Genomic DNA, 26800 nt, shown 5'->3' with positions numbered 1-26800 from the left:
CAGTCGTCACTTACTTGACCTCACTCAGATAGCGCGCAGCAAAGGCTTCCTGCACCGCCGCCATTTTTTCGTAATCGACCACGCCGGCGCGGGCATAGTCACTGTCTGGAAGGAACTGCGCGGCGACGTCGGCCGGCATCTTCATCTCACGAACCGGACGCAGATATGCCTTGGCCCATAATGCCTGCCCCTGGTCGGACAGCACAAAATCCAGGACCCTTTCGGCGTTGGCGCGATGCGGCGCGTTGTCGACCACGCTCATCACGTAAGGCACGCTGATGCTGCCTTCCCTGGGGATCACGAAAGCGACGTTGGCCTTGTCTTTGTAGCGCGCGCGGTAAGCGTTGAAATCGTAGTCGACCAGAATCGGCAGCTCACCGGAAAGCACCCGCGCATACGCGGTTTGTTTCGGCACGATGGGCGCGTTTTTCGCCAGTTTCTGGAAGTAATCAATGGCGGGCGCGAAGTTATCCAGGGTCCCGCCCATGGCCTGATTAATGGCGACCGCCGACACGTAACCGACGAATGCACTGGATGGGTCGAGGTAGCCGACCATGCCTTTGTACTCAGGCTTGAGCAGATCAGCCCAGCTCTGCGGAACCGGCAAGCCACCCAGCGCATCGACGTTGACCATGATTCCCAACGTGCCGGAATGAATTGCAAACCAGTGCCCCTGCGGGTCTTTCAACCCCGTCGGAATCTGCTCCCAGCCTTTGGGTTTATAAGTCCCGACCACTCCGGCTTTTTGTGCCTGTAAACCGAACGTCACGCCGTAATACACCACGTCCGCCACCGGCGCGGCGTGCTCGGCAACCAACTGCGCCAGGGCCTGGCCAGAGTTTTTGTTGTCCAGCGGTACCTGCACGCCTGTGGTGTTGGCAATGGCCTTGAGTTGAGTGCCCCAATCCGCCCATTCCGGCGGACAGTTGTAGCAAATCGCCGTTTCAGAGGCCTGGGCCAGGCTGGCCACACCGCACAGCCATAACGCCGCCAGGGTTTTAGTGAAGCGGATCATCGAGTTTCTCCTCGTAGGGTTGAGTACTTTCGCCTGGCCGGACATGGCAAGGCAGGCAATGGGAAACCGGGGCGGCGCCAGCAATTTGTGCCAGCAACTGGTCAATGACCGTGCTGGCCAGCGTTGCAATTGGCTGCACCACGCTGCACAGCGTGGGATGCATTTGCGTGCCCAGGGCGATACCGTCGAAACCGATCACTGACAGTTGCCGAGGCACATTCCAGCCGTGTCGGCGCAGTTCGGCGATCAGGCTGATCGCCAGCAAATCGTTGGAACAGACCAACGCGCTGGGCGCCTGTGGTCCGGACAAAAAAGGTTCAAGGGCGGCGAAATCGGCTTGGGTATGGGCGGGCATTTCGATCACCGGCAAGCTGTCGAGGCCGTGCTCACGCATCGCGTCGCCATAACCGGCGTAACGCAGACGGGCACGGTCAGACTGCAATGCCGGGCCGGCGACCATGCCAATGCGCCGATGCCCCGCGTCCAACAAGTAACGCGTGGCCAGTGCCATCCCGGCGCGGTTGTCGACCGACACCGCGCTGTAATCGGGATTGCCCGGTTGGTGATAAGCCAGCACAAACGGCGTGTCCTCGCTGGCGAGGCTTTGCAGCACGCGGTTGCTTTCGGCATCGGTGACGGTCAGCACCAGCCCGTCAACCCGCTGGCGCAACAACTCCTCGACCACCGCGCTTTCACGCTCGCTGTTGTAATCGGTGGTCGCCAGCAACAAATTGTAGCCACGCAAACGCGCGGCCCGCTCCATTGCCTGGAACTGCTCGGCGAACACCGGATTGAGGAGATTGGGGACCACCACCCCGATCAGGTTGGTGGTTTGCAAACGCAGTTGGCGGCCGAGGCGATTGGGCCGAAAACCCAGTTCGCGGGCAGCGGCGAACACTTGCTCGCGGGTCGCCGGACGCACCACTTCGGGGGAGGCAAAGGTCCGCGCGGCAGTCGCCCGCGATACACCTGCCAGTCGTGCAACTTCTTTCAAATCAGTCATTGTCGCTCGCTTGAGATCGATCTCATTGGCGAGAACATTACTCAGCGAACATGGCGTTCATGCGATTAAAAGATGACATTTTGATGTCAATCGCGGCATCCGATTATGCCCCTCCCGCTCAACGGTTTTGAGCACAGGCGCGCCTATCAGGCCTTCAGCGATCCGGCAGAAATAGACTTGGTTGTGTGTCCTCCCCGCGTCCAGAGTCCGTAATGTCTTGCTCTGGGCTGCGAGCGAAAAAAACTCGTAGGCGCCGGGAGCATCTTGGGCATTAATCGGTTGTCCACGGCGCTGGCGTTGACCTTTTCTAACAACCTCGTGTCAGTGGGCAAAACCGGGGAAACCCTGAGCAGCCTCACCGCACACAACCGTGGGCTGTATCGTCTGCTTGATGGGCAGAGAGGCGTAAATCGAAGGCATGATCAGCACCGTGCAACGCGGAGCCGACGGGGCCGTGAACGCCATGGGCAAGAGCCTGGCACTGGCCACTCAAACCCAGGATCTGGCGCAGGACGCCGGTTCGGCGTTGCAGAAGATTACGGTCGGCGTCTCGATCATCAACGAACGCAATCTGGTGATTGCCTCCGCCTCCGAAGAGCAGGCCCAGGTCGCACGGGAAGTGGACCGTAACCTGACGAACATCCAAGACCTGTCGACCCAGAGCGCCGCGGGGGCCAATCAGACGGCGGCCGCTAGCCAGGAGCTGTCGCGCCTGGCCGGTTCGTTCAGCATCTCGGTCGCCCAGTTCAAACTCTGAGCGCCGCCGCCCCACTCCCACAAGGATCTCGCTGAACCTGTGGGAGCGGGCTTTCCCGCGATTGTGAGCGACGCGGTATCTGGAAGAAAACGCGGGTCTAGAAATCCCGCTTATAGAAGATGTCCAGCGAACTGGCCACGCCGCTGGCGGCTTCGAGGTAGACCTTTTTGCTCAGCTTGTAGCGCAAGGCGATGGTGTTGGCTGGTTCGAACACCCCAACCCCATAACGCAAGCTGAGTTTTTCCGAAATATTGCCGCTGGCCACCACCGCGGTGTTAGTACCGCTGCCCTGAGTATCGAGCTGGAAGTCCTGAATGCCCAGATCCTTGGCCAAGCCGCTGGTCACGCCGGAGCTGCCCATCAAGCCCAACCCGAGGGCGGCCTGGGCGAGCATGTTGTTGTCTTCACCCGTGGTGCTCAGCGGACGCCCCAGCACCAGATAGGACAACGCCTGCTCCTGACTCATCGCCGGTTCGGAAAAGATCTGCGTGGTCGGCTGCTCGGCACTGCCACTCAGGCGAATGCCGGCGATCACGTCGTCGGTCTGGCGAATCGCTTCGATATCGAGGTACGGCTGATCGATGGGGCCGGCAAACAACAGACGCGCCCGGCGCACCGTCAGCCGCTGACCGTAGGCGCGATAACGCCCGTCGTTGAGCCACAGCTCGCCTCGGGTGTCCATGTTGTCGCCGATGTGCACATGGCCTTGCAGATTGGCGGTCAGGCCGAACCCGGCAAAGCTGAGTTTGTCTTCCCCGACCACCACATCGACGTCCATCGCCATGGCCATCGGCGGCTTGCCCTCTTCGGTCTGCTGACCGACGATCACCGTGTCATCGGAGACCTTGACCGTCGACGGCGGCAACTCGCGCACGGTAATTTCGCCCTTGGGCACCAGCACCTTGCCGACGACCGCCAGTTTGTCGTCCTTCATGGAGATTTTCAGGTCCGGTGCCATTTCCAGCTTGGCATAAGGCTCGACCGTGACCGGCAACTGCGAACCTTTGAGCGCCAGATCCACGATCAATGCCTGCCCCCAGGCGATGTTGCCGTTCAGGCTGCCATGCCCGGTCTTGCCGCTCTTCCAGCCGCCGTTCAACTGAACGGTTTCGCCGACAATCACGGCTTGAAGTTGCAAGGCCTCCAAATCCATCGGTAATTCAGAGCCGGAGATTTCGCCGTCACTGAGCAACAAGTTGCCGTTGACCAGCGGCGCCAGCAACCCGCCGGACAGCGTGCCACTGCCGTTCAAATGCCCGGTGAGTTTCTCGACCATCGGCACAAACGGCCGCGCCACCGACAAATCCAGACCACTGAGGCGGAACGAGCCGGTCAGCGGTTTGTTCTTCGGCAACGGGTTGATCTGCGCCTGAAGCATCAGCTCACCGAGCTTGCCGCCGACGAAGTTGAGGTCGGTGTCGATGCGTTTGGGCGTGAGCCTGCTGGTGAGTTTCAGGGTCTGGTACGGGAAGTCCAGCCATTGCTCCTTTTCCTTCATGCGCAATGTGCCGCCGCTGGCATCGACGCTGATCTGGCCATTCGGGCCACTGGCCGGCACGTCCAGTTGCAGGTCGGCGTTGAGCTTGCCCTGCCAGGCGAAATCCTTCGGCAACCATTGCGCCAGGCTGTCGATGGGGAATTGCTTGAGGTGGTAACGCAGCTTCGGCTCAGGCATCAAGCGCTGATCTTCGCCGCACAGGCTGGCCGGGCCGGACATCCAGCAATGGGCGCCGAAATTGATTTTGCCGTCCGCCAGCCGCTCAAGTTTCGCCGGACTTTGCAGCTTCCAGTCCTGACCGCCGGCCTGGATATCGCCGCTGGCCAGACGCCCGCGCCAGTTGCCCTTATCCAGCGTGCCGTCAAGACCAAGGGCCAGTTTCAGCTTCGGCCCTTGCAGGTCGAGCATCAGTTTCTGGTTTTTGATGTCGCCCTGGCCGCTGGCGGTCAACGTGCCCAGTGATGTATCGCCGGTCTGAATGCCGCTGCCCTTGAGGTCGACCTTCGCTCGCTGGGCGCTGTCGAGGGTGGCGTCCAGATTGAGGCTTTGCAGGCGGTTGTCTTCGAAAACCAGTTGCGTGCCTTGCAGGGCGAGCTTGCCTTGCGGTGCCTTGAGCGTGCCAGCGACATCGACCCGACCATTGAGCTGGCCGCGCAGTTGCGGCCAGAGCTGGGCCAGTCGCGGCAGCTTGATGTCGATCTGGCCGGCGAGTTTCTGTTGCAGGCTGCCCTTGCCATTGATGCTGTTGTCACCGAGGCGAATCTGCAACGCGCTGAGGTTCCATTGCTCGCCGCCGCCATCGGCCTTGGCTTGCAACACCGCCGGTTGCCCGCGCAGTTTGCCTTTCAGGTCCAGGTCGGCGGTCAGGCTGAGCGTTTCATTCTTCATTTCGCCTTTGCTGCGCAACGGACCAGCCAACGTACCCGGCAACTCCGCGAGCCAGTACGCCGGGTTGATCGCCGAGAGGTCCAGCGCCGTATCCCAGGCGATACCATCGGCAAATTGCAGGTTCAGGTGCCCTTCGGCCTTGCCCTGCCCGGCTTCGAGCTTGAACTGCGGCAGATGGATTTGGCTCAGGTCGCCGCTGAACGGGCTGTTCAGGCTGAACGCCCCGGCCGGGCCATCCAGTGCGGCCTTGAAGTTACCGATGTAGTTGCCGTCGGTGTAGGAGACTTCACCGTTGAAGCTGCGCAGTGCCACTTGCGGCTCGTCGATCAGCGGATAGAGGCGATGCCACGGGAAATCCAGCCAGTCGATTTTTGCATCAGCGCTCAGGCCTTTGCTCCAGTCCACAAGCCCTGTGAGTTTGAGGCTTTGTTTGTCGTTGGCTGTCAGGTCAAGGGCGGCGATCTGCGCGCCCTTGGCGTCGACCTTGCCTTGCAGCAACAGCGCGACCGGGCCAAGCTCGGCGGGCAACGTGGCTTTGCCGAACAACTGGTAGCCGTTTTTCAGGTCGCCGTCGCCGGTGAGCTCCAGTTGATTGAGTTGCAGGGTGTCCGGCAGATCGGCGCTGGCCTTGAAGCCGTCAGCGGTGATGCGCAATTTGGCCGGCAGGTTTTCCACCAGCGGTTGCAGTTCACCGGTGAGCTGCCCATTCAGGTAACCACTGCTGTCGGCTTTCAGCTTCAGGATTTTCAGCAGGTCGCCGTCAACCTTCAAGGCCAGAGCCCAAGGCTCGGGAGCCGACAGGGTCAGTTTGCCTTCGGCTGTGAGCGGCCAGTTGCCGCTCGGTTGCAACAGGCCGGACAGGTTCAGGCTCAGTTCATCACGCTGCAGGTTTACCGAGTCGATCTGCAAACCTTTGGCGGTCCAGTGCGCCGCCAGTTGCAGGCCTTTGAGTTCTTCGCTGCCGTTGAACAGCAGACGACCGACCTTGACGTCGCCCAATTCGATGGCCAGCGGCAACTTCAAGTCAGGGAGACTGATCGGCCCGCTGTTTTGCTCTTGCGCGCCGGGCGGGAATTGCAGGCTGACCTGCTCGGCCTGCAATTGCTCGATGCACAGCGTCATGCGCGTCAGGCACAGCGGCGACCAGGCGAAAATCGCTTGGTTCAGCTCAACCCGGCTGTTGTCCTGCTGCCACAGCAGATGGTCGGCGCTCCACTGCCCCCCCAAGCGTCCCTGGAAATTCTCAACGGTCAAACCCGGCACAAACCCGAGCGCCCAGCGGCTGCCCGTCGCCGTGCCCAGCACGGTGATCAAGGCCAGCACGACCAGTATCAGCAGCGCCGGGATCGCCAGCAGCGCTATTTTCAAACCACGCTTCACAGCTCAGGCCCCATGGAAAAGTGCAGTCGAATGCCGCCGTCGTCGTCCATCGCATGGGCCAGGTCGAGGCGAATCGGCCCCACCGGCGAGACCCAGCGTATGCCGACACCGACGCCGGTCTTGAGGTTCGGCAGTTCAAGGGTGTTGAAGGAGTTGCCCTGGTCGATAAAGGTTGCGACCCGCCATTTTTCGGCGATGGAATATTGATACTCGACGCTGCCGGCCACCATGTAACGGCCACCGATACGGTCGCCCTCAGAGTTCTCCGGGGACAGGCTCTGGTAGTCGTAACCGCGCACGCTCTGATCGCCACCGGCGAAGAAGCGTAGAGACGGCGGCACCGATTTGTAGCCATTGGTGGCGCTGCCGCCGACCTGCACCCGACCAAGGAAGCGGTGTTTGTCGAAGACCGTGGTCAGGCCTTTGACCAACGCCGTGCCGTAGATCAGGTTGGTGTCTGACCCTAACCCTTCCTTGGCGACTTTGGTTTCGAATTGCAGGCGATAGCCGTTATGCGGATCGATGCGGTTGTCGCTTTTGAGGTACGAATAACTCACGCCGGGCATCAGCAAGTTACTGAGCCCCGAGTCGTCGCCGAGTTGGTATTCCTCGCGCTGCCACTTGAGCGACACCACCTGCTGCCAGCCGCTGGGCAACTTGCTGTGCCATTCGGGGCCGAGGGTCAGCAGTTTGCTCAGGGAATCGGTGCCAGCGATTTCTTCATATTGATAGCCAGCGGCCCAGCGCAGTTTGTCGGTCAGCGGTGGGTCCAGGGGAATGTCGTAAAACACCCCGACGTTCTGCCGCGGTGCCGACAGTTCGGCTTCCCAGCCATAGCTGTCGCCTTGCGGGTTGACCCAGTGCCGGGTCCAGTTGGCCTTGATTCGCGGGCCGACGTCGGTGGAAAACCCCAGACCCAAGCCCATGGTCCGAGGCTTGCGGGTGTCGAGTTTGACCGCCACCGGGATCACCTCGTCCCTGGACGCGGTCGGCGCCGCGTCGACGCGCACGCCTTCGAAATAACCGCTCGATTGCAGCGCCTGATTGAGTTCGGCGATCAGTTCGGAGTCATAGGGCGTACCGGCCTTGAACGGCACCATGCGTTGCAGCAGGTCTTCGTCGAACGGCGTGTCGCCTTCAAAACTGACCTTGCCCAGCGCATAACGCGGGCCGCTGTCGTAGATCAATTCGATGTCGGCGACGCCCGCACGCGGGTCCACCAACAGCTTCTGACGAGTGAAACGCCCACTGAAAAAACCGAAGCGCGAGGCCTGGTTCTGGATCAGCCGCTTGGCGTCTTCGTAATGGCCATGGTTAAGCACCGCGCCAGGCTTCAGCAGGTCGCCTTTCGGCACACGAAAGGATTTGAGGTCGGCCGCAGGCCCCTCGACACGCACCGTGACGTTGCGCAAATGGATCGGCTCGCCGGGATCGATGTTCAGCACCAGGCGCGGCGTCTTGCCGCCCTTTACGTCGCTGTCGATTTGCGGCTGGTAGTACCCCAAGGCCTGGGCGGCCTTGCGCGCCTGTTCTTCGGCGCCGCGACTGAAGCGCAGCAAGGCTTCTTCATCGCGATCGCCGAGGCTACCGATATAGCCCTCTATATTGGCCTTCAGTTCATCGTTGGACGGTTTGATCCGCACATCCAATTCACTTTGTGCCAGCGCCGCGCAGCTGGATAACAGCATCAGCAGGCCGCTGGTCATTCTTCCTGGAAACTTCATGGCGCGGATGCTATCACGAGGCTGGGAGCGTGATAGAGCCTGACCTGCCGCGAAAGTTCTACCTTTACGCCGTTGCTGTTTGTAACACCTGCGGGTTGGCGTGGAAAAACACGTGCTCACGAATCGGTCCTACGGCCACTTCGCCGATTTCCTCATAGCCCTGACGTTTATAGAACTCCAGATAACGAGGATTCCCGGTGTCGAGGATCACGCCCTGGGAGTGCTCATCGACCGCGCACCAGTTGTGCACCGCTTGCAGCAATTGTTCGCCAAAGTGCTTGCCCTGAAATTGCGGGTGAACCCCCAGCAATGGCAGGACGTGCACCGAGTCGGACGGCACGCACGCCATCACGGCCGCGTGGTAATCGAGGTAACGTCGGGTGCAGCGAAACCCGGTGCTGAGCACCATCCGCAGGCGCCAGGCCCAGCTTTCGGTGATGCCCAGGCGGCGTTGCGGCGGCGCGATCAGGGCGATGCCGATCAAGCGGTCATTCACCAGCAGGCCGATGGCCGGCAACTCCTGAAAAAAATGTTGTTTGACCAGTTCACGCACCGTCGCCCGTACCCGCTGTTCATAACCGGGGCGTTCGGCGTCGAACAGGTAGCCGAACGTCGGCTCGTGCCGGTACGCCTGGTACAACAGGGAACGTGCTTCGCGGGAATAGCCGCTGTCGAGCATGTGAATATCGGCGGTGGCGGTCGAGGTTTCGGGCATAACGGCGGATCTCCCTGGGGCACAGCTCAGATGGCTGCGCTCTTCTTGGTACGAACCTTGGGGTGGCTTCACAGTTCCCCAGACAGGTATAGACCAAGCCAGGATCTTCATCGACTGGGCTGACGCCTTCGCGGGCAAGCCTCGCTCCCACAGTGTCCGTGTCGTACACAAAATCTGTGAACACCACCGAAACTGTGGGAGCGGGCTTGCCCGCGAAGAGGCCCTATATGCCAACACAAAGCTGACGGGGGAAAGCGAATCGCCTCACCCCAAGGCTGGCCCCATTCCTACATGTCAGCTAGCATCGCACTTTTGCCAGGACTGCCGACCATGAAGATCGTCTCCTTCAACATCAACGGGCTGCGCGCTCGCCCGCATCAGCTGGCGGCGCTGATTGAAAAGCATCAACCGGACGTGATCGGGTTGCAGGAAACCAAGGTCCACGACGACCAATTCCCCCTGGACGAGGTTCAGGCGCTGGGTTATCACGTGTATTTCCACGGGCAAAAGGGTCATTACGGCGTGGCCCTGCTCTCGCGCCGGGAGCCGATTGCGCTGCACAAAGGTTTCGCCACTGACGAAGAAGACGCTCAGCGGCGCTTCATCTGGGGCACGTTCGCCGACGCCAATGGCCTGCCGGTGACCATCATGAACGGCTATTTCCCACAGGGCGAAAGCCGCGATCACCCTACCAAGTTCCCGGCCAAGGAACGTTTCTACGGCGATTTGCAGCAGTTGCTGGAAAGCCAGTTCAGCAACGACCAGCCCATTGTGGTGATGGGCGATGTGAACATTTCCCCGGAAGACTGCGACATCGGCATCGGCCCGGACAATATGAAACGCTGGCTGAAAACCGGCAAATGCAGCTTCCTGCCCGAAGAGCGCGAATGGATGGCCCGCCTGAAGAACTGGGGGCTGGTGGACAGTTTCCGTCACCTGAACCCGGACGTTGCCGACCGTTTCAGCTGGTTCGACTACCGCAGCCGCGGTTTCGAGGATGAGCCCAAGCGCGGGCTGCGGATTGACCTGATCATGGCGTCCCATGGATTGTTGCCACGGGTTAAAGACGCGGGCGTGGATTATGAACTGCGCGGGATGGAAAAACCTTCTGATCATGCGCCGATCTGGCTTGAGTTGAGCTAAGAGCAAAAGATCGCAGCCTTCGGCAGCTCCTACATGGGTTCGGCGTACATCCGGTAGGAGCTGCCGAAGGCTGCGATCTTTTGATCTGTCATCGTTCAGAAACCTTACTGACTTATTCTCCCGGCACTTTCTTTGGCTTATAAGGTGCCGGCATGACCCTGCGCGTGTTGTTCCTGTTACTGCTCGGCGCCGTGCTGCCGCTGACGGTGTCGGCTGGCGATTTGCCGACGCCCGAACGTGGCCCGGTGCTGCGCATCCAGGGTTCCAACACCATCGGCGCGGCATTGGGCCCGGCGCTGGTCGAGGGGGTGATGCGTGAACAGGGCTTGCTGAAGGTTCACCGCGAAGCCCCGGACAAGGCCAACGAACAACGCATCGTCGGCGAAACCGCTCAGGGCCGCCGAGTCGAGGTGGAGGTCGCGGCCCACGGCTCCAGCACCGGGTTCAAAGCCCTGAAAAACGCCTCTGCCGATCTCGCGGCCTCATCGCGCCCGATCAAGGACAGCGAACGGGTGGATCTCGAACCATTGGGCGACCTGAAAAGCCCGGCTGCCGAGCAAGTCATCGCCATCGATGGGCTGGCCATCATCCTTCATCCGCACAATCCGCTGAAGCAACTCGACACCGAGCAACTGGCGCGAATCTTCAGCGGCGAAGCGAAAACCTGGGAAGAACTCGGCGGCACCGGTGGGACGATTCATCTCTATGCGCGGGATGACCAATCAGGCACCTACGACACGTTCAAGGAGCTGGTCCTCAGTCCACATGGGAAAATGCTGAGCGGTAACGCGAAACGCTTCGAATCCAGCGAGCAATTGTCCGACGCGGTCAGTCTGGACCCGCAAGCCATCGGCTTCATCGGTTTGCCTTATGTGCGCCAGGCCAAGGCCGTGGCCATTGTCGATGGCGACTCCCAGGCCATGTTGCCGCTCAATAGCCTGATCGCGACGGAAGATTACCCGCTGTCCCGTCGACTGTTCTTTTACCTGCCGCCGAACGGGAAAAATCCCTGGGCCAAGGCCCTGGTCAAGTTCGCCCAAAGCAGCAATGGCCAGGCGATCGTCGCGGCCAATGGTTTTATCGCACAGACCGTTCAGGCCATGGCCGTTACGCCGAATGCGCTGATGCCCGAGGGTTATCAGGCACTCAGTCGCCATGCCCAGCGGCTGACGGTGAATTTCCGTTTCGAAGAAGGCAGCGCGATGCTGGACAACAAGGCCCGACAGGACCTGTCGCGGGTGCTCGACTATATAAAGCAGCACGACAAAACCAATCGGCAGGTGACGCTGGCAGGGTTTGGCGACGCCAAGAGCGACCCGGCGCGGGCCGATCTGCTGTCGAAACTGCGGGCCATGGCGGTGCGACGAGAACTGGTGAAAAACGGCGTGGTGTTTCGCGAGATTCGCGGTTTCGGCGCCGAGATGCCGGTGGCGGCCAACAGCGGGGATGAGGGGCGAATCAAGAATCGGCGGGTTGAGGTTTGGGTGTATTGAGTCTGATGCTGATGGGTTGAATGGGCCGACGCCATCGCGGGCAAGCCTCGCTCCTACAGGTAACCACCAATCCTGTGGGAGCGGGCTTGCCCGCGAAGAACGATGACACGGTGTTACTGCCCGCTGCGCATCATCTCTTTCGGCACATACTTGCCGATCTCGAACTTGCCGATCGCCGCACGGTGCACTTCGTCCGGGCCGTCGGCCAGGCGCAGGGTGCGTTGCATGGCATACATGTAGGCCAGCGGGAAATCGTTGGAAACCCCTGCCCCGCCATGGATCTGGATCGCCCGGTCGATCACCCGCAATGCCACGTTCGGCGCGACGACTTTGATCTGTGCGATTTCGCTTTTCGCCACCTTGTTACCGACGGTGTCCATCATGTACGCCGCTTTCAATGTCAGTAGTCGTGCCATGTCGATCTCCATCCGCGAGTCGGCGATTTTGTCGATGTTACCGCCCAGCCGCGCCAGGGGTTTGCCGAATGCGGTGCGGTTGACCGCACGTTTGCACATCAACTCCAGCGCACGCTCGGCCATGCCGATCGAACGCATGCAGTGGTGAATCCGGCCCGGGCCAAGGCGACCCTGAGCGATTTCGAAGCCGCGTCCTTCACCCAACAGGACGTTTTCGTACGGCACCCGGACGTTTTCGAACAGCACTTCGGCGTGGCCGTGAGGCGCGTCGTCGTAACCGAACACTGGCAGCGGGCGCACAATTTTCACACCTGGGGTGTCCACCGGCACCAGAATCATCGAGTGCTGCGCATGGCGCGGTGCATCCGGATTGCTCAGGCCCATGAAGATCAGGATCTTGCAGCGCGGATCGCAGGCACCTGAGGTCCACCATTTTTTGCCGTTGATCACCCATTCGTCACCATCACGCACGGCGCGGGCGGCCATGTTGGTGGCATCAGACGAGGCCACGTCCGGTTCGGTCATGGCGAACGCCGAGCGGATCTCGCCGCGCAACAGTGGTTCGAGCCAGCGTTGCTTCTGTTCTTCGCTGGCGTAACGCACCAGCACTTCCATGTTGCCGGTGTCTGGCGCCGAGCAGTTGAACGGCTCAGGACCCAGCAATGAGCGGCCCATGATTTCCGCCAATGGCGCGTATTCGAGGTTGGTCAGGCCGGCACCGCGTTCGGACTCAGGCAGAAACAGATTCCACAGGCCTTCGGCCCTGGCCTTGAGTTTGAGTTCTTCCATGATTGCCGTTGGCTGCCAGCGATCGCCCTCGGCGACCTGGCGTTCGAACACCGCTTCGGCGGGGTAAACGTAGGTGTCCATGAACGCAGTCACGCGCTCACGCAGTTCCTGGACCTTGGGCGAATAAGCGAAATCCATGGCAGCTCTACCTTTTTATCAGGGGTTCAGAGGAGTTGTTCAGGTCATGCAATCGATGCTAGAACAGCGTTGATAATTTACCTAACCTATTCTCGGCGTGTATTAACATTCATCACCGATATATGATCGACTGATTGCCAAGGCCCTCGGGTCCGATCAAAACGCCGCTAAAAACAGATGCCCATATAAAAAAAGAGTGCAGCGCATGAATCTGAGCAAGGTCGACCTCAACCTTTTCATCGTCTTCGACGCGATCTACACCGAAGCCAACCTGACCCGCGCCGGGCAGATTGTCGGCATTACTCAACCGGCGGTGTCGAACGCTCTGGCCCGCCTGCGCGAGACCTTCAACGATCCGCTTTTCGTGCGCACCGCCCAGGGCATGGTGCCCACGCCGATGGCGCAGAACATTATCGGCCCGGTGCGTAACGCCCTCTCCCTGCTGCGGGTGTCGGTGCAGGAAAGCCGCATATTCAACCCGTTGCAGGCGGTCAAGACCTACCGCATCAGCATGACCGACCTCACCGAGGCGGTGATCCTGCCGCCGCTGTTCCAGCGCCTGCGGCGCCTGGCGCCGACGGTGATCATCGAAAGCTTCCTGTCCAAACGTCGCGAAACCACCAAGGAACTGGCGGCCGGGCGTCTCGATTTCGCGGTGGATGCGCCGCTCAACACCGACCCGCAGGTGCGTCACGTCAAGTTGATGGAGGACCGTTATGTGTGCGCCATGCGCAAGGGCCATCCGCTGGCGGGCAAAGAAAAATTCACTCTCGACGATTACCTGTCCCTGACCCACATCCATATTTCCAGCCGCCGCAGTGGCCTGGGTTATGTCGACCTGGCCCTGGGCAAAATGGGCATCCAGCGCAAGATCGCCCTGCGCTCCCAGCATTACCTGATGGCGTCCCAGGTGTTGCAACAGACCGACATGGTCATGACCGTGCCGGAACGCTTCGCCCGTCGCCATGACTTGTACTCGGTGAACCTGCCGGTCAACGATGTGCCGCCGGTGGAAACCCACCTCTACTGGCACGAAAGCACTGACCAGGACCCGGCCAACCGCTGGATGCGCGAACAGATGATCGAGTTGTGCCAGCAGGTCACGGCCCATGAGAAGACGCTGGATAAGGTGTAGGACATTAATCCGCGTCATCGTTCTTCGCGAGCAAGCCTGCTCCCACAGGTACAGCGTGATCCCTGTGGGAGCGGGCTTGCTCGCGAAGAGGCTGGTGATGCCAACGAAGATCCACACTACTTGACGTAAACGTAAACCTACCATTAGCTTAGCGCCATGACCTTTTTCGAGCGCTTCCATGAGCAGCCAGACCTATAGCATTTCCGACCTCGCCCGCGAGCTCGACATCACCACCCGGGCCATTCGCTTCTATGAAGAGCAGGGCCTGCTCAGCCCCGAGCGTCGCGGCCAGGAACGCATTTATTCGCCCCGTGACAAGGTCAGCCTGAAGCTGATCCTGCGGGGCAAGCGCATTGGTTTTTCCTTGGCCGAATGCCGCGAGCTGATCGAACTTTATGACCCCTCCAGCGGTAACACCAAGCAACTGCACAGTATGCTGGCGAAAATTGCCGAGCGTCGGGACCAACTCGAACAGCAACTGCTGGACATCGAACAGATGAAACTGGAACTCGACACGGCCGAAGAGCGCTGTACCCAGGCGCTGGAGCAAACGATCAAGAGCCAGGAATCGGTCCAGTAGATCTATACAATTCCCTGTGGGAGCGGGCTTGCCCGCGATGAGGGCATGACATTCAACATTGATGCTGACTGACCCACTGCCATCGCGGGCAAGCCCGCTCCCACAGGGTTTTCTCAGCATTCAGACAATCACAACAGGTCGATTCCATGTCCCTACCCACCCACGTACGCCTGGTCGAAGTCGGCCCCCGCGACGGTCTGCAAAACGAAGCCCAGCCCATCAGCGTTGCGGACAAGGTGCAACTGGTCGACGCGCTGACCGCCGCCGGCCTCGGCTATATAGAAGTCGGCAGTTTCGTCTCGCCCAAATGGGTGCCGCAAATGGCCGGTTCCGCCGAGGTCTTCGCGCAAATCCAGCGCAAGCCGGGCGTGACCTATGGCGCCCTCGCCCCCAACCTTCGGGGCTTTGAAGACGCCGTTGCGGCCGGGGTCAAGGAAGTCGCCGTGTTCGCCGCAGCGTCCGAAGCGTTTTCCCAGCGCAACATCAACTGCTCGATCAGCGAGAGCCTGGAGCGTTTCGTGCCGATCATGGACGCCGCCAAACAACACGGCGTCAGCGTGCGCGGTTATGTGTCTTGTGTGCTGGGCTGCCCTTACGAGGGTGATGTCGCGCCTGCGCAAGTTGCCCGGGTCGCTCGCGAGCTCTATGCCATGGGTTGCTACGAAGTTTCGCTGGGAGACACCATCGGCACCGGCACTGCCGGCGCAACCCGCAAGATGTTCGAAGTGGTGTCGGCCGACGTGCCACGGGACAAACTGGCCGGGCACTTTCACGACACCTATGGCCAGGCCATGGCCAACATCTACGCCAGCCTGCTGGAAGGCATCGCGGTGTTCGACAGCTCGGTCGCCGGCCTCGGCGGCTGCCCGTATGCCAAGGGCGCCAGCGGTAACGTCGCGACCGAAGACGTGGTTTACCTGCTCAACGGCCTGGGTATCGAGACCGGCATCGATCTGGACGCCTTGATTCGGGCCGGCCAGCAGATTTGCGCGGTGCTGGGGCGCCCTACCGGTTCGCGCGTGGCCAAGGCCCGCAGCGCACAGTGACAACGTGGATGTGTCCGGGTGTTACCGCGTGTTCTGGCTCGTGGGGTGGAAACGAGTAACACGGAAACAAATTGTCAGGTTTGGCACGGATGAAAAAATCCAACAAAAATTCAAACCATTGATTTTAAAAGGATTTTTAAAGTTGGCACGGCTTCTGCTATCTCTATGGCATAACAAGAATAAAAAGCTGCAAACCAATAAAAATAAGACGTAACGACTCTGACATAACAAGAACAACACGGCAGAGACGCAGCTAACAGATTTTTTTGGAGAAGATGTGCTTTTCAGGGTGCTTTTCGGAGTAACCCGCAACCGGGCAGAGAACAATAAAACTACCGTCAGGTAGCTCCCGAACTGGTTGGATCGCTTGGCGAAAAAGTAGATCAGCGCTCAAAAAAATACGTTTGCTCTTGATCCCGGATGGGGATCGACAAAAACAGCGGTAAAGGGCCACGGTTGCCAAAAACAACAACAGACCGCCCCTCAATAATAAAAAAAGAGCACGTAACGACAAAATTAAAGGGGAGCTTCGGCTCCCCTTTGTGCTTTCTCGTGTTTGCCATTTCCACTGCGCCCCCTGTGGGAGCGAGCCTGCTCGCGATAGCGGTGGTTCAGTCGACATCTATATTGGATGCGCTGCCGTCATCGCGAGCAAGCTCGCTCCCACAAGGAGTTGTGGTCAGACGGGATGACCTCGCAGCTCCTCGATGCTGATCTCGCGCATCCGGAATTTCTGGATCTTGCCGGTCACGGTCATCGGAAATTCCTCCACGAACTTGAAGTAACGCGGCGTCTTGAAGTGCGCAATGCGCTCTTTGCACCAGGCTTGCAGTTCCTGCTCGGTAGCGCTGTGGCCGGGGTGGAATTTGATCCAGGCAACGATCTCTTCGCCGTACCGGGAACAAGGAATGCCGATCACCTGCACGTCGGCTACCGCCGGGTGGGTGAAGAAGAACTCTTCCAGCTCCCTTGGGTAAATATTCTCACCGCCGCGGATGATCATGTCCTTGTTACGTCCGGCGATGCACACATAACCTCCATCGTTCATGCTCGCCAAATCGCCGGTGTGCATCCAGCCCGCCTCATCGATAGCCTCAGCGGTGCCTTGCGGGTTATTCCAGTAGCCGAGCATCACGCTGTAGCCCCGAGTGCACAGCTCGCCGATGGTGCCTCGGGGCACCGGGTTGCCTGCCTCGTCGATGATCTTGCTTTCCAGTTGCGGCTGGGTGCGGCCGACGGTGGTGACGCGCAACTCCAGGCCGTCTGACGGACCGGTTTGCAACGACACGGGGCTGGTTTCCGTCATGCCGTAGGCAATCTGCACTTCACTCATGTGCATTTCGCTGATAACCCGGCGCATTACCTCGATCGGGCACGTTGCCCCGGCCATGATCCCGGTGCGCAGGCTCGACAAATCAAACTCGGCGCGTTTGGGCTGATCGAGCATGGCGATGAACATGGTGGGTACGCCGTAGAGTGCGGTGGCTTTTTCTTCGGCGACCGTGGCCAGGGTCAGCAGCGGATCGAAGGCATCGTTGGGGTAAATCATGGTGCTGCCGTGGGTGACGCAGCCGAGGTTGCCCATGACCATGCCGAAGCAGTGATACAGCGGCACCGGGATCACCAGCCGATCACGGGCAGTCAGCCCGAGGCTTTCGCCGACAATGTAACCGTTGTTGAGAATGTTGTAGTGACTGAGGGTCGCGCCCTTGGGGAAACCGGTGGTGCCGGAGGTGTACTGGATGTTTACCGCCTGATCGAAATGCAGGCTGCCCTGGCGTTCGCGCAATTGCTCGACCGAGACGCAGGCCGCCAGATCGGCCAACTGCGACCACGGCAGGAAACCCGATGGCGGCTGCGCATCCAGGCTGATCACCCCGCGCAGTTCCGGCAGGCGTTCGCTGTGCAACTGGCCGATGGATTGCTCCGCCAATTCCGGTATCAATCCTTGCAGCATGCCGTGATAGTCGGAGGTCTTGAAGGCCCCGGCACAGACCAGCCATTGGCAACCGGATTGCTTCAACACGTATTCGAGTTCGGAACTGCGGTAAGCCGGGTTGATGTTGACCAGGATCACGCCGATTTTCGCGCTGGCAAACTGGCTGATGCACCACTGGGCACAGTTCGGTGCCCAGATGCCGAGCCGGTCACCGGTCTGCAAGCCCAACGCCAAAAATGCTCTGGCATGCAAGTCGACGGCCTCTGACAGCTGCTGCCAAGTGTAGCGCAGCTGTTGATGGCGCACGACCAGCGCCTCCCCGGTCGGATATTGCGCGACCGTGTTATCGAACGCCTGACCGATGGTCATCGCCAGCAAGGCTTTGTCCTGGGAACCACGGGTATAGCTGCGCTGCGGGCTTGCACTGGGTTGATCCATGACGACCCCTATTGTCTTTATTGTAGGAGCGTGGCTTGTGTGGCGAGGGAGCTTGCTCCCGCTCGGCTGCGCAACAGTCGTTATCAGCCAATCAGGTGCTGTCTGATGCACCTCATTTACCGATTTGCGACCGCTTCGCGCTCGAACGGGAGCAAGCTCCCTCGCCACAGAGTGCGACGCTGGTCTTTCAGAACTGGCTCTACTCTCGCTCAAGTTGACGTTAACGTAAAGGGTGATTGACAGCCATTCGTCACAGGCTTACGTTAACGTAAAGGTGAGAGCAGAATCCTACCCTCCCCACCCTACAAAAAAGCCAAAAGGTGTCCCATGAGCTACCCATCCCTGAACTTTGCCCTCGGTGAAACCATCGACATGCTGCGTGATCAGGTTCAGTCCTTCGTCGCCAAAGAGATCGCCCCGCGCGCCGCTCAGATCGACATCGACAACCTGTTCCCGGCCGACTTGTGGCGTAAATTCGGCGACATGGGCCTGCTGGGCATCACCGTGCCGGAAGAGTACGGCGGCGCGGGCCTGGGTTACTTGGCGCACGTAGTGGCGATGGAAGAAATCAGCCGCGGTTCGGCCTCTGTCGCTCTGTCCTATGGCGCCCACTCCAACCTTTGCGTCAACCAGATCAACCGCAACGGCACTCACGAACAAAAAAGCAAATACCTGCCGAAACTGATCAGCGGCGAGCACATCGGTGCCCTGGCCATGAGCGAACCGAATGCCGGTTCCGACGTGGTCTCGATGAAACTGCGCGCTGACAAACGCGGCGATCACTTCGTGCTCAACGGCAGCAAAACCTGGATCACCAACGGCCCTGACGCCAACACCTACGTGATCTACGCCAAGACCGACCTGGAAAAAGGCCCCCACGGCATCACCGCGTTCATCGTCGAGCGCGACTGGAAAGGCTTCAGCCGCAGCAACAAGTTCGACAAGCTCGGCATGCGCGGTTCGAACACCTGCGAGCTGTTTTTCGATGACGTCGAAGTGCCGGAAGAAAACATCCTCGGCGTGCTCAACGGCGGCGTGAAAGTGCTGATGAGCGGCCTCGACTACGAGCGCGTTGTGCTCTCGGGCGGCCCGACCGGGATCATGCAAGCCTGCATGGACCTGATCGTTCCGTACATTCACGACCGCAAACAGTTCGGCCAGAGCATCGGCGAATTCCAGCTGATCCAGGGCAAGGTCGCCGACATGTACACCCAACTCAATGCCAGCCGCGCCTACCTCTATGCGGTGGCCCAGGCCTGCGAGCGCGGCGAAACTGCCCGCAAGGATGCCGCCGGCGTCATCCTTTATAGCGCCGAATGCGCGACCCGAATGGCCCTCGACGCGATCCAGATTCTCGGCGGTAACGGCTACATAAACGAATTCCCGGCCGGTCGTCTGCTGCGTGACGCCAAGCTGTATGAAATCGGTGCCGGCACCAGTGAGATCCGTCGCATGCTCATCGGTCGCGAACTGTTCAACGAAACCCGCTAAACGGAGCTGTCCATGGCTATCCTGCATACCCAGCTCAACCCCCGTTCGGCGGAGTTCGCGGCCAACAGCGCGGCGATGCTCAAACAGGTCGACGCCCTGCACACCCTGCTCGCGCAAGTGCAGCAAGGTGGTGGCCCGAAGGCTCAAGAACGCCACACCTCGCGGGGTAAGTTGTTGCCCCGGGAGCGGATCAATCGTCTGCTCGATCCCGGCTCGCCGTTTCTCGAGATCAGCCAACTGGCGGCCTACGCGGTGTACGGCGAAGACGTTCCCGCCGCTGGCGTGATTGCCGGAATCGGTCGGGTGGAAGGCGTCGAATGCATGATCGTCGCCAACGATGCCACCGTGAAAGGTGGCTCGTACTACCCGCTGACCGTGAAAAAACACCTGCGCGCGCAGACCATCGCCCAGCAAAATCGCCTGCCGTGCATTTATCTGGTGGACTCCGGCGGTGCCAACCTGCCGCGTCAGGATGAAGTGTTCCCGGACCGCGAACACTTCGGGCGGATCTTCTTCAACCAGGCCAACATGAGTGCCATGGGCATCCCGCAAATTGCGGTGGTCATGGGTTCCTGCACCGCCGGTGGCGCTTACGTACCGGCGATGGCCGATGAAGCGATCATGGTTCGTCAGCAGGCAACGATCTTCCTCGCCGGCCCACCGCTGGTGAAAGCCGCGACCGGTGAAGTGGTCAGCGCCGAAGACCTCGGCGGGGCCGATGTGCACTGCAAGATTTCCGGGGTCGCCGACCATTATGCCGAGAGCGATGAACACGCCCTGGCATTGGCCCGGCGCAGCGTCGCCAACCTCAATTGGCGCAAGCTCGGTGAACTGCAACAACGCACGCCAATCGCGCCGCTATACAGCAGCGATGAGTTGTACGGCGTAGTCTCGGCAGATGCCAAGCAACCATTCGACGTGCGCGAAGTGATTGCACGCTTGGTGGACGGTTCGGTGTTCGACGAATTCAAAGCACTTTTCGGGACTACGCTGGTGTGCGGCTTTGCCCACCTGCACGGCTACCCGATCGCGATCCTCGCCAACAACGGCATCCTCTTCGCCGAAGCCGCACAGAAAGGCGCGCACTTCATCGAACTGGCCTGCCAGCGCGGCATTCCTTTGCTGTTCCTGCAAAACATCACCGGCTTCATGGTCGGCCAGAAATACGAGGCCGGCGGCATCGCCAAGCACGGAGCGAAACTGGTGACCGCCGTGGCCTGCGCCAAAGTACCGAAATTCACCGTGATCATCGGCGGCAGCTTCGGCGCCGGTAACTATGGCATGTGCGGTCGGGCCTATGATCCACGCTTCCTGTGGATGTGGCCGAACGCGCGGATCGGCGTGATGGGTGCCGAACAGGCGGCGGGTGTGCTGGTGCGGGTCAAGCGTGAGCAGGCCGAGCGTAGCGGACATCCGTTCAGCGCCGAGCAGGAAGCCGAGATCAAGCAACCGATCCTCGATCAGTACGAAGAACAGGGTCACCCCTACTACTCCAGCGCCCGGCTGTGGGACGACGGCGTCATCGACCCGGCGCAGACCCGCGACGTGTTGGCGCTGGCCTTGTCGGCGTCGCTGAACGCGCCAATCGAACCGAGCCGCTTCGGCGTGTTCCGGATGTGATCTGGAGAAAACCATGAGCGACTTCAACACCCTCGAACTGCTGAGCGATCCAAGGGGTTTTGCGACCTTGTGGCTCAGCCGTGAAGAAAAGAACAACGCCTTCAACGCCGAAATGATCCGCGAACTGATCCTCGCGCTGGACAAAGTGTCGAGCGATGCCAGCCTGCGCTTTCTGTTGATCCGCGGGCGCGGCAAACATTTCAGCGCTGGCGCCGATCTGGCCTGGATGCAGCAATCGGCCGAACTCGATTACCACACCAACCTCGACGACGCCCGGGAACTGGCGGAGTTGATGTACAACCTCGCCAAGCTGAAAATCCCGACCGTGGCGGTGGTGCAAGGCGCGGCCTATGGCGGCGCGCTGGGCCTGATCAGTTGCTGCGACATGGCCATCGGTGCCGACGACGCGCAGTTCTGCCTGTCGGAAGTGCGCATCGGCCTGGCGCCGGCGGTCATCAGCCCGTTCGTGGTGCAGGCGATCGGCGAGCGTGCGGCACGGCGCTATGCCTTGACCGCCGAACGATTCGGCGGGCAACGGGCGCGGGAAATCGGCCTGTTGTCGGAGAGCTACCCGATGGCTGAACTGGAGCAGAAAGTCGATCAGTGGATCGACAATCTGTTGCTCAACAGCCCGGCGGCCATGCGCGCCAGCAAGGATTTGCTGCGCGAAGTCGGCAGCGGCGCGTTGACCCCGGCGCTGCGGCGCTACACCGAGAACGCCATCGCCCGAATCCGCGTCAGCCCCGAGGGTCAGGAAGGATTGCGCGCGTTCCTGCAAAAACGCTCGCCCACCTGGCAAGCCGAAACCACCCTCAAGGAGCCGCGTTGATGAGCGCACCAGTCCTCACCACCCTGCTGGTGGCCAACCGCGGCGAAATCGCTTGCCGGGTGATGCGCACCGCCAAGGCCCTGGGCCTGACCACCGTGGCCGTGCACAGCGCCACCGACCGTGACGCCCGGCACAGCCGAGAAGCGGATATCCGCGTGGATCTGGGCGGCAGCAAAGCCGCCGACAGTTACCTGCAAATCGACAAACTGATCGCCGCCGCGAAAGCCAGCGGCGCTCAGGCGATTCATCCCGGTTATGGTTTTCTCTCGGAGAACGCCGGGTTCGCCCGCGCGATCGAAGCGGCCGGTCTGATCTTCCTCGGCCCGCCCGCCTCGGCCATTGACGCCATGGGCAGCAAGTCCGCGGCCAAAGCCTTGATGGAAACGGCCGGTGTGCCGCTGGTGCCTGGCTATCACGGCGAGGCTCAGGACCTGGACACCTTCCGCGACGCCTGCGAACGCATCGGTTATCCGGTGCTGCTCAAGGCCACGGCGGGTGGCGGCGGTAAAGGAATGAAAGTGGTCGAGGATGTCAGCCAACTGGCCGAAGCCCTGGCCTCGGCGCAGCGTGAAGCGCAATCGTCGTTCGGCGATTCGCGGATGCTGGTGGAGAAGTACCTGCTCAAGCCGCGCCATGTGGAAATCCAGGTGTTCGCCGACCAGCATGGCAATTGTCTGTACCTCAACGAACGTGATTGCTCGATCCAGCGTCGGCATCAGAAAGTCGTCGAAGAAGCACCGGCTCCGGGTCTGAGCCCGGAACTGCGTCGGGCCATGGGCGAAGCCGCCGTGCGTTCAGCGCAGGCCATCGGTTACGTCGGCGCCGGCACCGTGGAGTTTTTGCTGGATGCGCGCGGTGAGTTCTTCTTCATGGAGATGAACACGCGTTTGCAAGTTGAACACCCGGTTACCGAAGCCATCACCGGCCTTGATCTCGTGGCCTGGCAGATTCGCGTCGCTCGCGGTGAAGCGCTGCCGATGACTCAAGACCAGGTGCCACTGATCGGCCATGCGATCGAAGTGCGGCTGTATGCCGAAGACCCGGGCCATGATTTTCTGCCGGCCACCGGGCGTCTGGCGTTGTACCGCGAATCCGCTGAAGGGCCGGGGCGTCGCGTGGACAGTGGCGTCGAAGAAGGCGACGAAATTTCGCCGTTCTACGACCCGATGCTCGGCAAGCTGATTGCCTGGGGCGAAAACCGTGAACAGGCGCGGCTGCGTTTGTTGAGCATGCTCGATGAGTTTGCCATTGGCGGGCTGAAGACCAACATCAACTTCCTGCACCGGATCATCGGCCACCCGGCGTTCGCCGCAGCCGAACTGGATACCGGGTTCATTCCGCGTTATCAGGAACAGCTACTGCCAGAACCTTCACAGCTGAGTGATGAGTTCTGGCAAGCGGCGGCCCAGGCGTTTGCGCAAAGCCAGCCGACTGTTTCGCGCACCGATGATCCGAGCTCGCCTTGGGCCATCAACAACGGTTTGCGTGCCGGACTACCGACCGAAATCACCCTGCATTTGAGTTGCGAAGAACAAGACCGGGCGCTGACTCTGGGCGATGCCGACGCTCATACAGCACAGCTCAAGGGTGAATACCTGCTGACCGAACACAACGGCTTGCGCCGTCAGCACCGGGCCATCCGTCGTGGCGATACGCTGTATCTGCAATGGGACGGTGAGCTGCGTCGCATCGAGTCATATGACCCGATCGGCGCCGTCGAAGCCAGCCACAGCCATCAGGGTGGGCTCACCGCGCCGATGAACGGCAGCATCGTGCGGGTGCTGGTGGAGGTCGGGCAAACGGTCGAAGCCGGGGCGCAACTGGTGGTGCTGGAAGCGATGAAGATGGAGCACAGCATTCGCGCGCCCCATGCCGGGGTGATCAAGGCGCTGTATTGCCAGGAAGGCGAAATGGTCAGCGAAGGCAGTGCGTTGGTGGCGTTGGAACACGTGTGAAATGAAGATCGGTCCTACGCATTGCGAGGACCGATCTGATTAGAATTTGGCAGTTGCCTGAACCACCACGCCGATGATTCGGCACTCTTCGGTGTAAAGGGCTTTCGGATACGTCGGATTGAGCGGGACCAGATAACGCTGCCCGCCCTCTTCGATCAGTTTGCGAAAGACCGCCTCGGCGCTTCCGGGCCATTGGGCGATCACCAGTTTGCCAGGCTCCGGCACGATAGCCGGGTCGACCAGAATCAGCATGCCCTCGGCAATGCTCGCACCCGAGGGTGCCGTCATCGCATCGCCGACCACCACCAGCCAGAACGCCGCGCCCTGTGCATGGTAGTCGGACAGCTCGAAACGTGGCTTGCTGACTGCCGTTGAAGCGCCGTAAGTCGATAGCTCTCCGTCGCGCACCTCTGCGGTTTCCCGCCAGTCACTGACCGGGTAGCGAAAGTACGGGTTGTACTTTTGCGTCAGAGGGATCCCCTCATCCTGTGAGATCTGCGGCTCCCTGATCACCATCGCGACTTCCAGATAGTCCATGCCCAGCGCCCGCAAGACACGGTTCATCTCCTCGAGGCCGGGCTGACGACGTTTATTGAGCCAGTGGCCGACGCCACCCTGGGACATCCCTATGCGCTCGGCGAGTATTTCCTGAGTGACTTTGAGTTCACTCATTTTGGCCTTGACCAATTCAATCCATTTATCCATGTGCGGCACGATACGGGGGGTACTCCGACCAACAAAACACAAATTGTAGTATTTAAATTCAAGACACAAATACAGTACGTACTAAGCTGGGCTCACGGATTTGAATCTATCACGGAGCTTGCCATCATCATGACCATCCCCAGCAATACCCTGCCCGACATGCAAATCGACACCAGCCTCACCTCGCCAAAAGGCTCTGCCGCCGCGCAACGGGCACTGGACTATTACTTGAAACCAGCTGTGTCAGAAGTGACCAACGAAGAACGCTTCTTTGATGTGAACCGTAGCATCAGTTGCGAAGAGGCGCTGGTCCATGCTTCGGATCTGTTGCGGTGTGCCGCCGCCACCGCGAATGAATCAGCCAACCAGCTGCAGGGCGCAAGCCGGGATCTGGCGTTTTCTACGGTGCATATGATCGACATGGCCAAGGCGATGCTCGACCGATCCCTGGAGGGCGATCGGAACGATTGAGGCGGGAGCGCTTTGGAGGGGACAGGAAAAACTTTCCAATCGCGCAGGTAAAAAAATTTGACTTATAAATGATAATGATTATTATTGCATCGACTGATCGCGAGATCAGTCGATGGACCAAGAGACCTTAGGTCGGTCTCCTGGACTATCTCCTCATCAGGCTAATCACGGTTTTTGACCCGGCTTTTTGCCGGGTTTTTTTTTGCCAGTTAGTCTGGCTTTGGCTTCAGGCTAATGAAGTCTGGGGGTGCTGCAAATTCGATTGGCGCGGATGATATCAAAACAATATCTGCTAGCGAGAGACGCCCGGCAGCATTGGGCCAAACTAATGAAAATAGCACTTGAGAATCAATCGCGCAGTCTCTAAGCTGCATCGGCGTCAAGGAGGACGCCCCCCCTTTCAACCCCGCAATTTCCCCCGGTTTCTCCCTCCCTTGCGTGTAAAGTAGCAGCCATAAAAATCATATTCAGGAACCGACTATGGCCGTGGCTAAATCTTCTTTCGACATCAGCGCAAACTTCGACAGCGGCAACATTGAAGTGCTGGATATCAGCAATCCTCTGCAAGCGCTGCTGGCCATCAGGCCAGACACCCGCAGCCAGCATTTCCAGTGGTTCCACTTCAAGGCCAGCGGTCTGCACGTCGGTCAGGAGCATTGGTTTCGTCTGAACAACGCCAGTAAATCCTCGTATAACAAGGCTTGGGATGGCTATCAGGCGGTGGCATCCTACGACCACGTCAACTGGTTCCGCGTGCCGACCATCTTCGAAGGCGACTGCCTGCGTTTCAGCCTGGAAGCCGCCGCCACCCACGCCTGGTTCGCCTATTTCGAACCCTACAGCCGTGGCCGTCACGATTGGCTGATCGAGCAGGCACTCTCCAAGGCCGGCACCGAACTGCTGGCCACCGGCAAGAGCGTTGAAGGTCGCGACATCCAGCTATTACACAAAGGCACTGGCGCCGAAGGCCAGCGCAAGGTCTGGATCATCGCCCAGCAACACCCCGGCGAACACATGGCCGAGTGGTTCATGGAAGGCGTGATCGAGCGTCTGGAAAAACACGACGACCCGGTTCTGAAGAAACTCCTGGCCAGCGCCGACCTGTACCTGGTGCCGAACATGAACCCGGACGGTGCCTTCCACGGTCATTTGCGTACTAACGCCATGGGCCAGGACCTGAACCGTGCCTGGCAGAGCGCCAGCCAGGAAATCAGCCCGGAAGTGCTGTTCGTTCAGCAACAGATGGAAAAGTATGGCGTCGACCTGTTCCTCGACATCCATGGCGATGAAGAAATCCCCTACGTGTTCACCGCCGGCTGTGAAGGCAACCCTGGCTATACACCGCGGATCGAAAAACTCGAAGAGCGCTTCCGCAGCCATCTGAAGCACCTGACCAAAGACTTCCAGACCAAACACGGCTACACCCGCGACGAGCCCGGTAAAGCCAACATGACTCTGGCCTGTAACAGTGTCGGTCAGAAGTTCGACTGCCTGTCGTTGACCCTGGAAATGCCCTTCAAAGATAACAACGACGCGCCAAATGCGCTGACTGGCTGGTCGGGTAAGCGATCGAAGCAGTTGGGCAAGGATGTGCTGACGACCATTGCCGACATGGTCGATGCTCTGCGTTGA

General features: G+C 60.1%; 19 protein-coding genes and 1 pseudogene. 12 read left to right on the top strand and 8 right to left on the bottom strand.

Going from position 1 to position 26800, the window contains the following annotated elements:
* Positions 1-10 precede the first annotated feature (10 nt).
* Positions 11-1015 (bottom strand): ABC transporter substrate-binding protein, encoded by a 1005-nt coding sequence (locus LOY38_RS10765; RefSeq protein WP_258700003.1) that lies wholly within the window; start codon positions 1013-1015, stop codon positions 11-13.
* The gene (locus tag LOY38_RS10760; RefSeq protein ID WP_223489851.1) at positions 999-2018 is read right to left on the bottom strand and encodes a substrate-binding domain-containing protein; all 1020 of its coding nucleotides are present in this window, start codon (positions 2016-2018) and stop codon (positions 999-1001) included. The genes LOY38_RS10765 and LOY38_RS10760 overlap by 17 nt, the downstream gene beginning before the upstream one ends.
* A gap of 409 nt (positions 2019-2427) precedes the next feature.
* Between LOY38_RS10760 and LOY38_RS10755 the strand changes: the two are divergent.
* Positions 2428-2775: pseudogene (locus LOY38_RS10755) on the top strand (methyl-accepting chemotaxis protein); the annotation flags it as partial.
* 97 nt (positions 2776-2872) lie between these two features.
* Here LOY38_RS10755 and LOY38_RS10750 read toward each other — a convergent pair.
* The 3 genes from LOY38_RS10750 to LOY38_RS10740 form a co-directional block, all read right to left on the bottom strand.
* Positions 2873-6541, bottom strand: a complete 3669-nt coding sequence (locus LOY38_RS10750) for a translocation/assembly module TamB domain-containing protein (protein WP_258700002.1) — start codon at positions 6539-6541, stop codon at positions 2873-2875.
* Positions 6538-8265, bottom strand: coding sequence for an autotransporter assembly complex family protein (locus LOY38_RS10745; RefSeq protein WP_258700001.1), 1728 nt, complete (start codon positions 8263-8265; stop codon positions 6538-6540). The genes LOY38_RS10750 and LOY38_RS10745 overlap by 4 nt, the downstream gene beginning before the upstream one ends.
* Positions 8266-8329: 64 nt before the next feature.
* Positions 8330-8980 (bottom strand): N-acetyltransferase, encoded by a 651-nt coding sequence (locus LOY38_RS10740; protein ID WP_258700000.1) that lies wholly within the window; start codon positions 8978-8980, stop codon positions 8330-8332.
* A gap of 330 nt (positions 8981-9310) precedes the next feature.
* Between LOY38_RS10740 and xthA the strand changes: the two genes are divergently transcribed.
* Positions 9311-10123, top strand: coding sequence for an exodeoxyribonuclease III (xthA, locus tag LOY38_RS10735; protein ID WP_258699999.1), 813 nt, complete (start codon positions 9311-9313; stop codon positions 10121-10123).
* A gap of 152 nt (positions 10124-10275) precedes the next feature.
* Entirely contained in the window at positions 10276-11616 is a 1341-nt protein-coding gene (locus tag LOY38_RS10730; protein ID WP_258699998.1) for a phosphate ABC transporter substrate-binding/OmpA family protein, read from the top strand.
* 113 nt (positions 11617-11729) lie between these two features.
* Here the strand turns inward: LOY38_RS10730 and LOY38_RS10725 are convergent, their stop codons facing one another.
* On the bottom strand, positions 11730-12959 hold the full coding sequence (locus LOY38_RS10725; protein WP_258699997.1) for an acyl-CoA dehydrogenase: 1230 nt from the start codon (positions 12957-12959) through the stop codon (positions 11730-11732).
* 205 nt (positions 12960-13164) lie between these two features.
* Here LOY38_RS10725 and LOY38_RS10720 point away from each other — a divergent pair, with 205 nt between their 5' ends.
* The 3 genes from LOY38_RS10720 to LOY38_RS10710 all read left to right on the top strand — a co-directional run bounded on the left by LOY38_RS10720 (position 13165) and on the right by LOY38_RS10710 (position 15720).
* Positions 13165-14094, top strand: a complete 930-nt coding sequence (locus LOY38_RS10720; RefSeq protein WP_258699996.1) for a LysR family transcriptional regulator — start codon at positions 13165-13167, stop codon at positions 14092-14094.
* A gap of 178 nt (positions 14095-14272) precedes the next feature.
* Positions 14273-14674, top strand: a complete 402-nt coding sequence (locus tag LOY38_RS10715; RefSeq protein ID WP_258699995.1) for a MerR family DNA-binding transcriptional regulator — start codon at positions 14273-14275, stop codon at positions 14672-14674.
* Positions 14675-14820: 146 nt separating this feature from the next.
* On the top strand, positions 14821-15720 hold the full coding sequence (locus tag LOY38_RS10710; RefSeq protein WP_258699994.1) for a hydroxymethylglutaryl-CoA lyase: 900 nt from the start codon (positions 14821-14823) through the stop codon (positions 15718-15720).
* 679 nt (positions 15721-16399) lie between these two features.
* On the opposite strand, the gene LOY38_RS10705 is transcribed toward LOY38_RS10710, so the two are convergent.
* Positions 16400-18097, bottom strand: coding sequence for an AMP-binding protein (locus tag LOY38_RS10705; RefSeq protein ID WP_258699993.1), 1698 nt, complete (start codon positions 18095-18097; stop codon positions 16400-16402).
* Positions 18098-18424: 327 nt separating this feature from the next.
* Here LOY38_RS10705 and LOY38_RS10700 point away from each other — a divergent pair, with 327 nt between their 5' ends.
* From LOY38_RS10700 to LOY38_RS10685, 4 genes are read left to right on the top strand one after another with little or no spacing between them, the layout of a single operon-like run.
* A complete protein-coding gene (locus tag LOY38_RS10700; protein ID WP_258699992.1) occupies positions 18425-19588 on the top strand; it encodes an isovaleryl-CoA dehydrogenase in 1164 nt (387 codons plus the stop codon).
* A gap of 12 nt (positions 19589-19600) precedes the next feature.
* Complete coding sequence (locus LOY38_RS10695; RefSeq protein WP_258699991.1) at positions 19601-21208, top strand: carboxyl transferase domain-containing protein; 1608 nt, start codon at positions 19601-19603, stop codon at positions 21206-21208.
* 13 nt (positions 21209-21221) lie between these two features.
* Positions 21222-22037, top strand: coding sequence for a gamma-carboxygeranoyl-CoA hydratase (locus LOY38_RS10690; protein ID WP_258699990.1), 816 nt, complete (start codon positions 21222-21224; stop codon positions 22035-22037).
* Positions 22037-23992 carry an acetyl/propionyl/methylcrotonyl-CoA carboxylase subunit alpha gene (locus LOY38_RS10685; RefSeq protein WP_258699989.1) on the top strand — a complete coding sequence of 652 codons (1956 nt, stop codon included), beginning with the start codon at positions 22037-22039 and terminating at the stop codon, positions 23990-23992. The genes LOY38_RS10690 and LOY38_RS10685 overlap by 1 nt, the downstream gene beginning before the upstream one ends.
* Positions 23993-24031: 39 nt before the next feature.
* On the opposite strand, the gene LOY38_RS10680 is transcribed toward LOY38_RS10685, so the two are convergent.
* On the bottom strand, positions 24032-24697 hold the full coding sequence (locus LOY38_RS10680; protein ID WP_258699988.1) for a LexA family transcriptional regulator: 666 nt from the start codon (positions 24695-24697) through the stop codon (positions 24032-24034).
* 129 nt (positions 24698-24826) lie between these two features.
* Between LOY38_RS10680 and LOY38_RS10675 the strand changes: the two genes are divergently transcribed.
* Both LOY38_RS10675 and LOY38_RS10670 read left to right on the top strand, forming a co-directional pair.
* Positions 24827-25168: a DUF3077 domain-containing protein gene (locus LOY38_RS10675; protein ID WP_258699987.1), complete on the top strand. Its 342-nt coding sequence runs from the start codon at positions 24827-24829 to the stop codon at positions 25166-25168.
* Positions 25169-25648: 480 nt separating this feature from the next.
* A complete protein-coding gene (locus LOY38_RS10670) occupies positions 25649-26800 on the top strand; it encodes a M14-type cytosolic carboxypeptidase (protein WP_258699986.1) in 1152 nt (383 codons plus the stop codon).

The organism is Pseudomonas sp. B21-015, from assembly GCF_024749285.1.
Classification (GTDB): domain Bacteria; phylum Pseudomonadota; class Gammaproteobacteria; order Pseudomonadales; family Pseudomonadaceae; genus Aquipseudomonas.
This window is presented reverse-complemented; position numbering and strand designations above follow the sequence as displayed.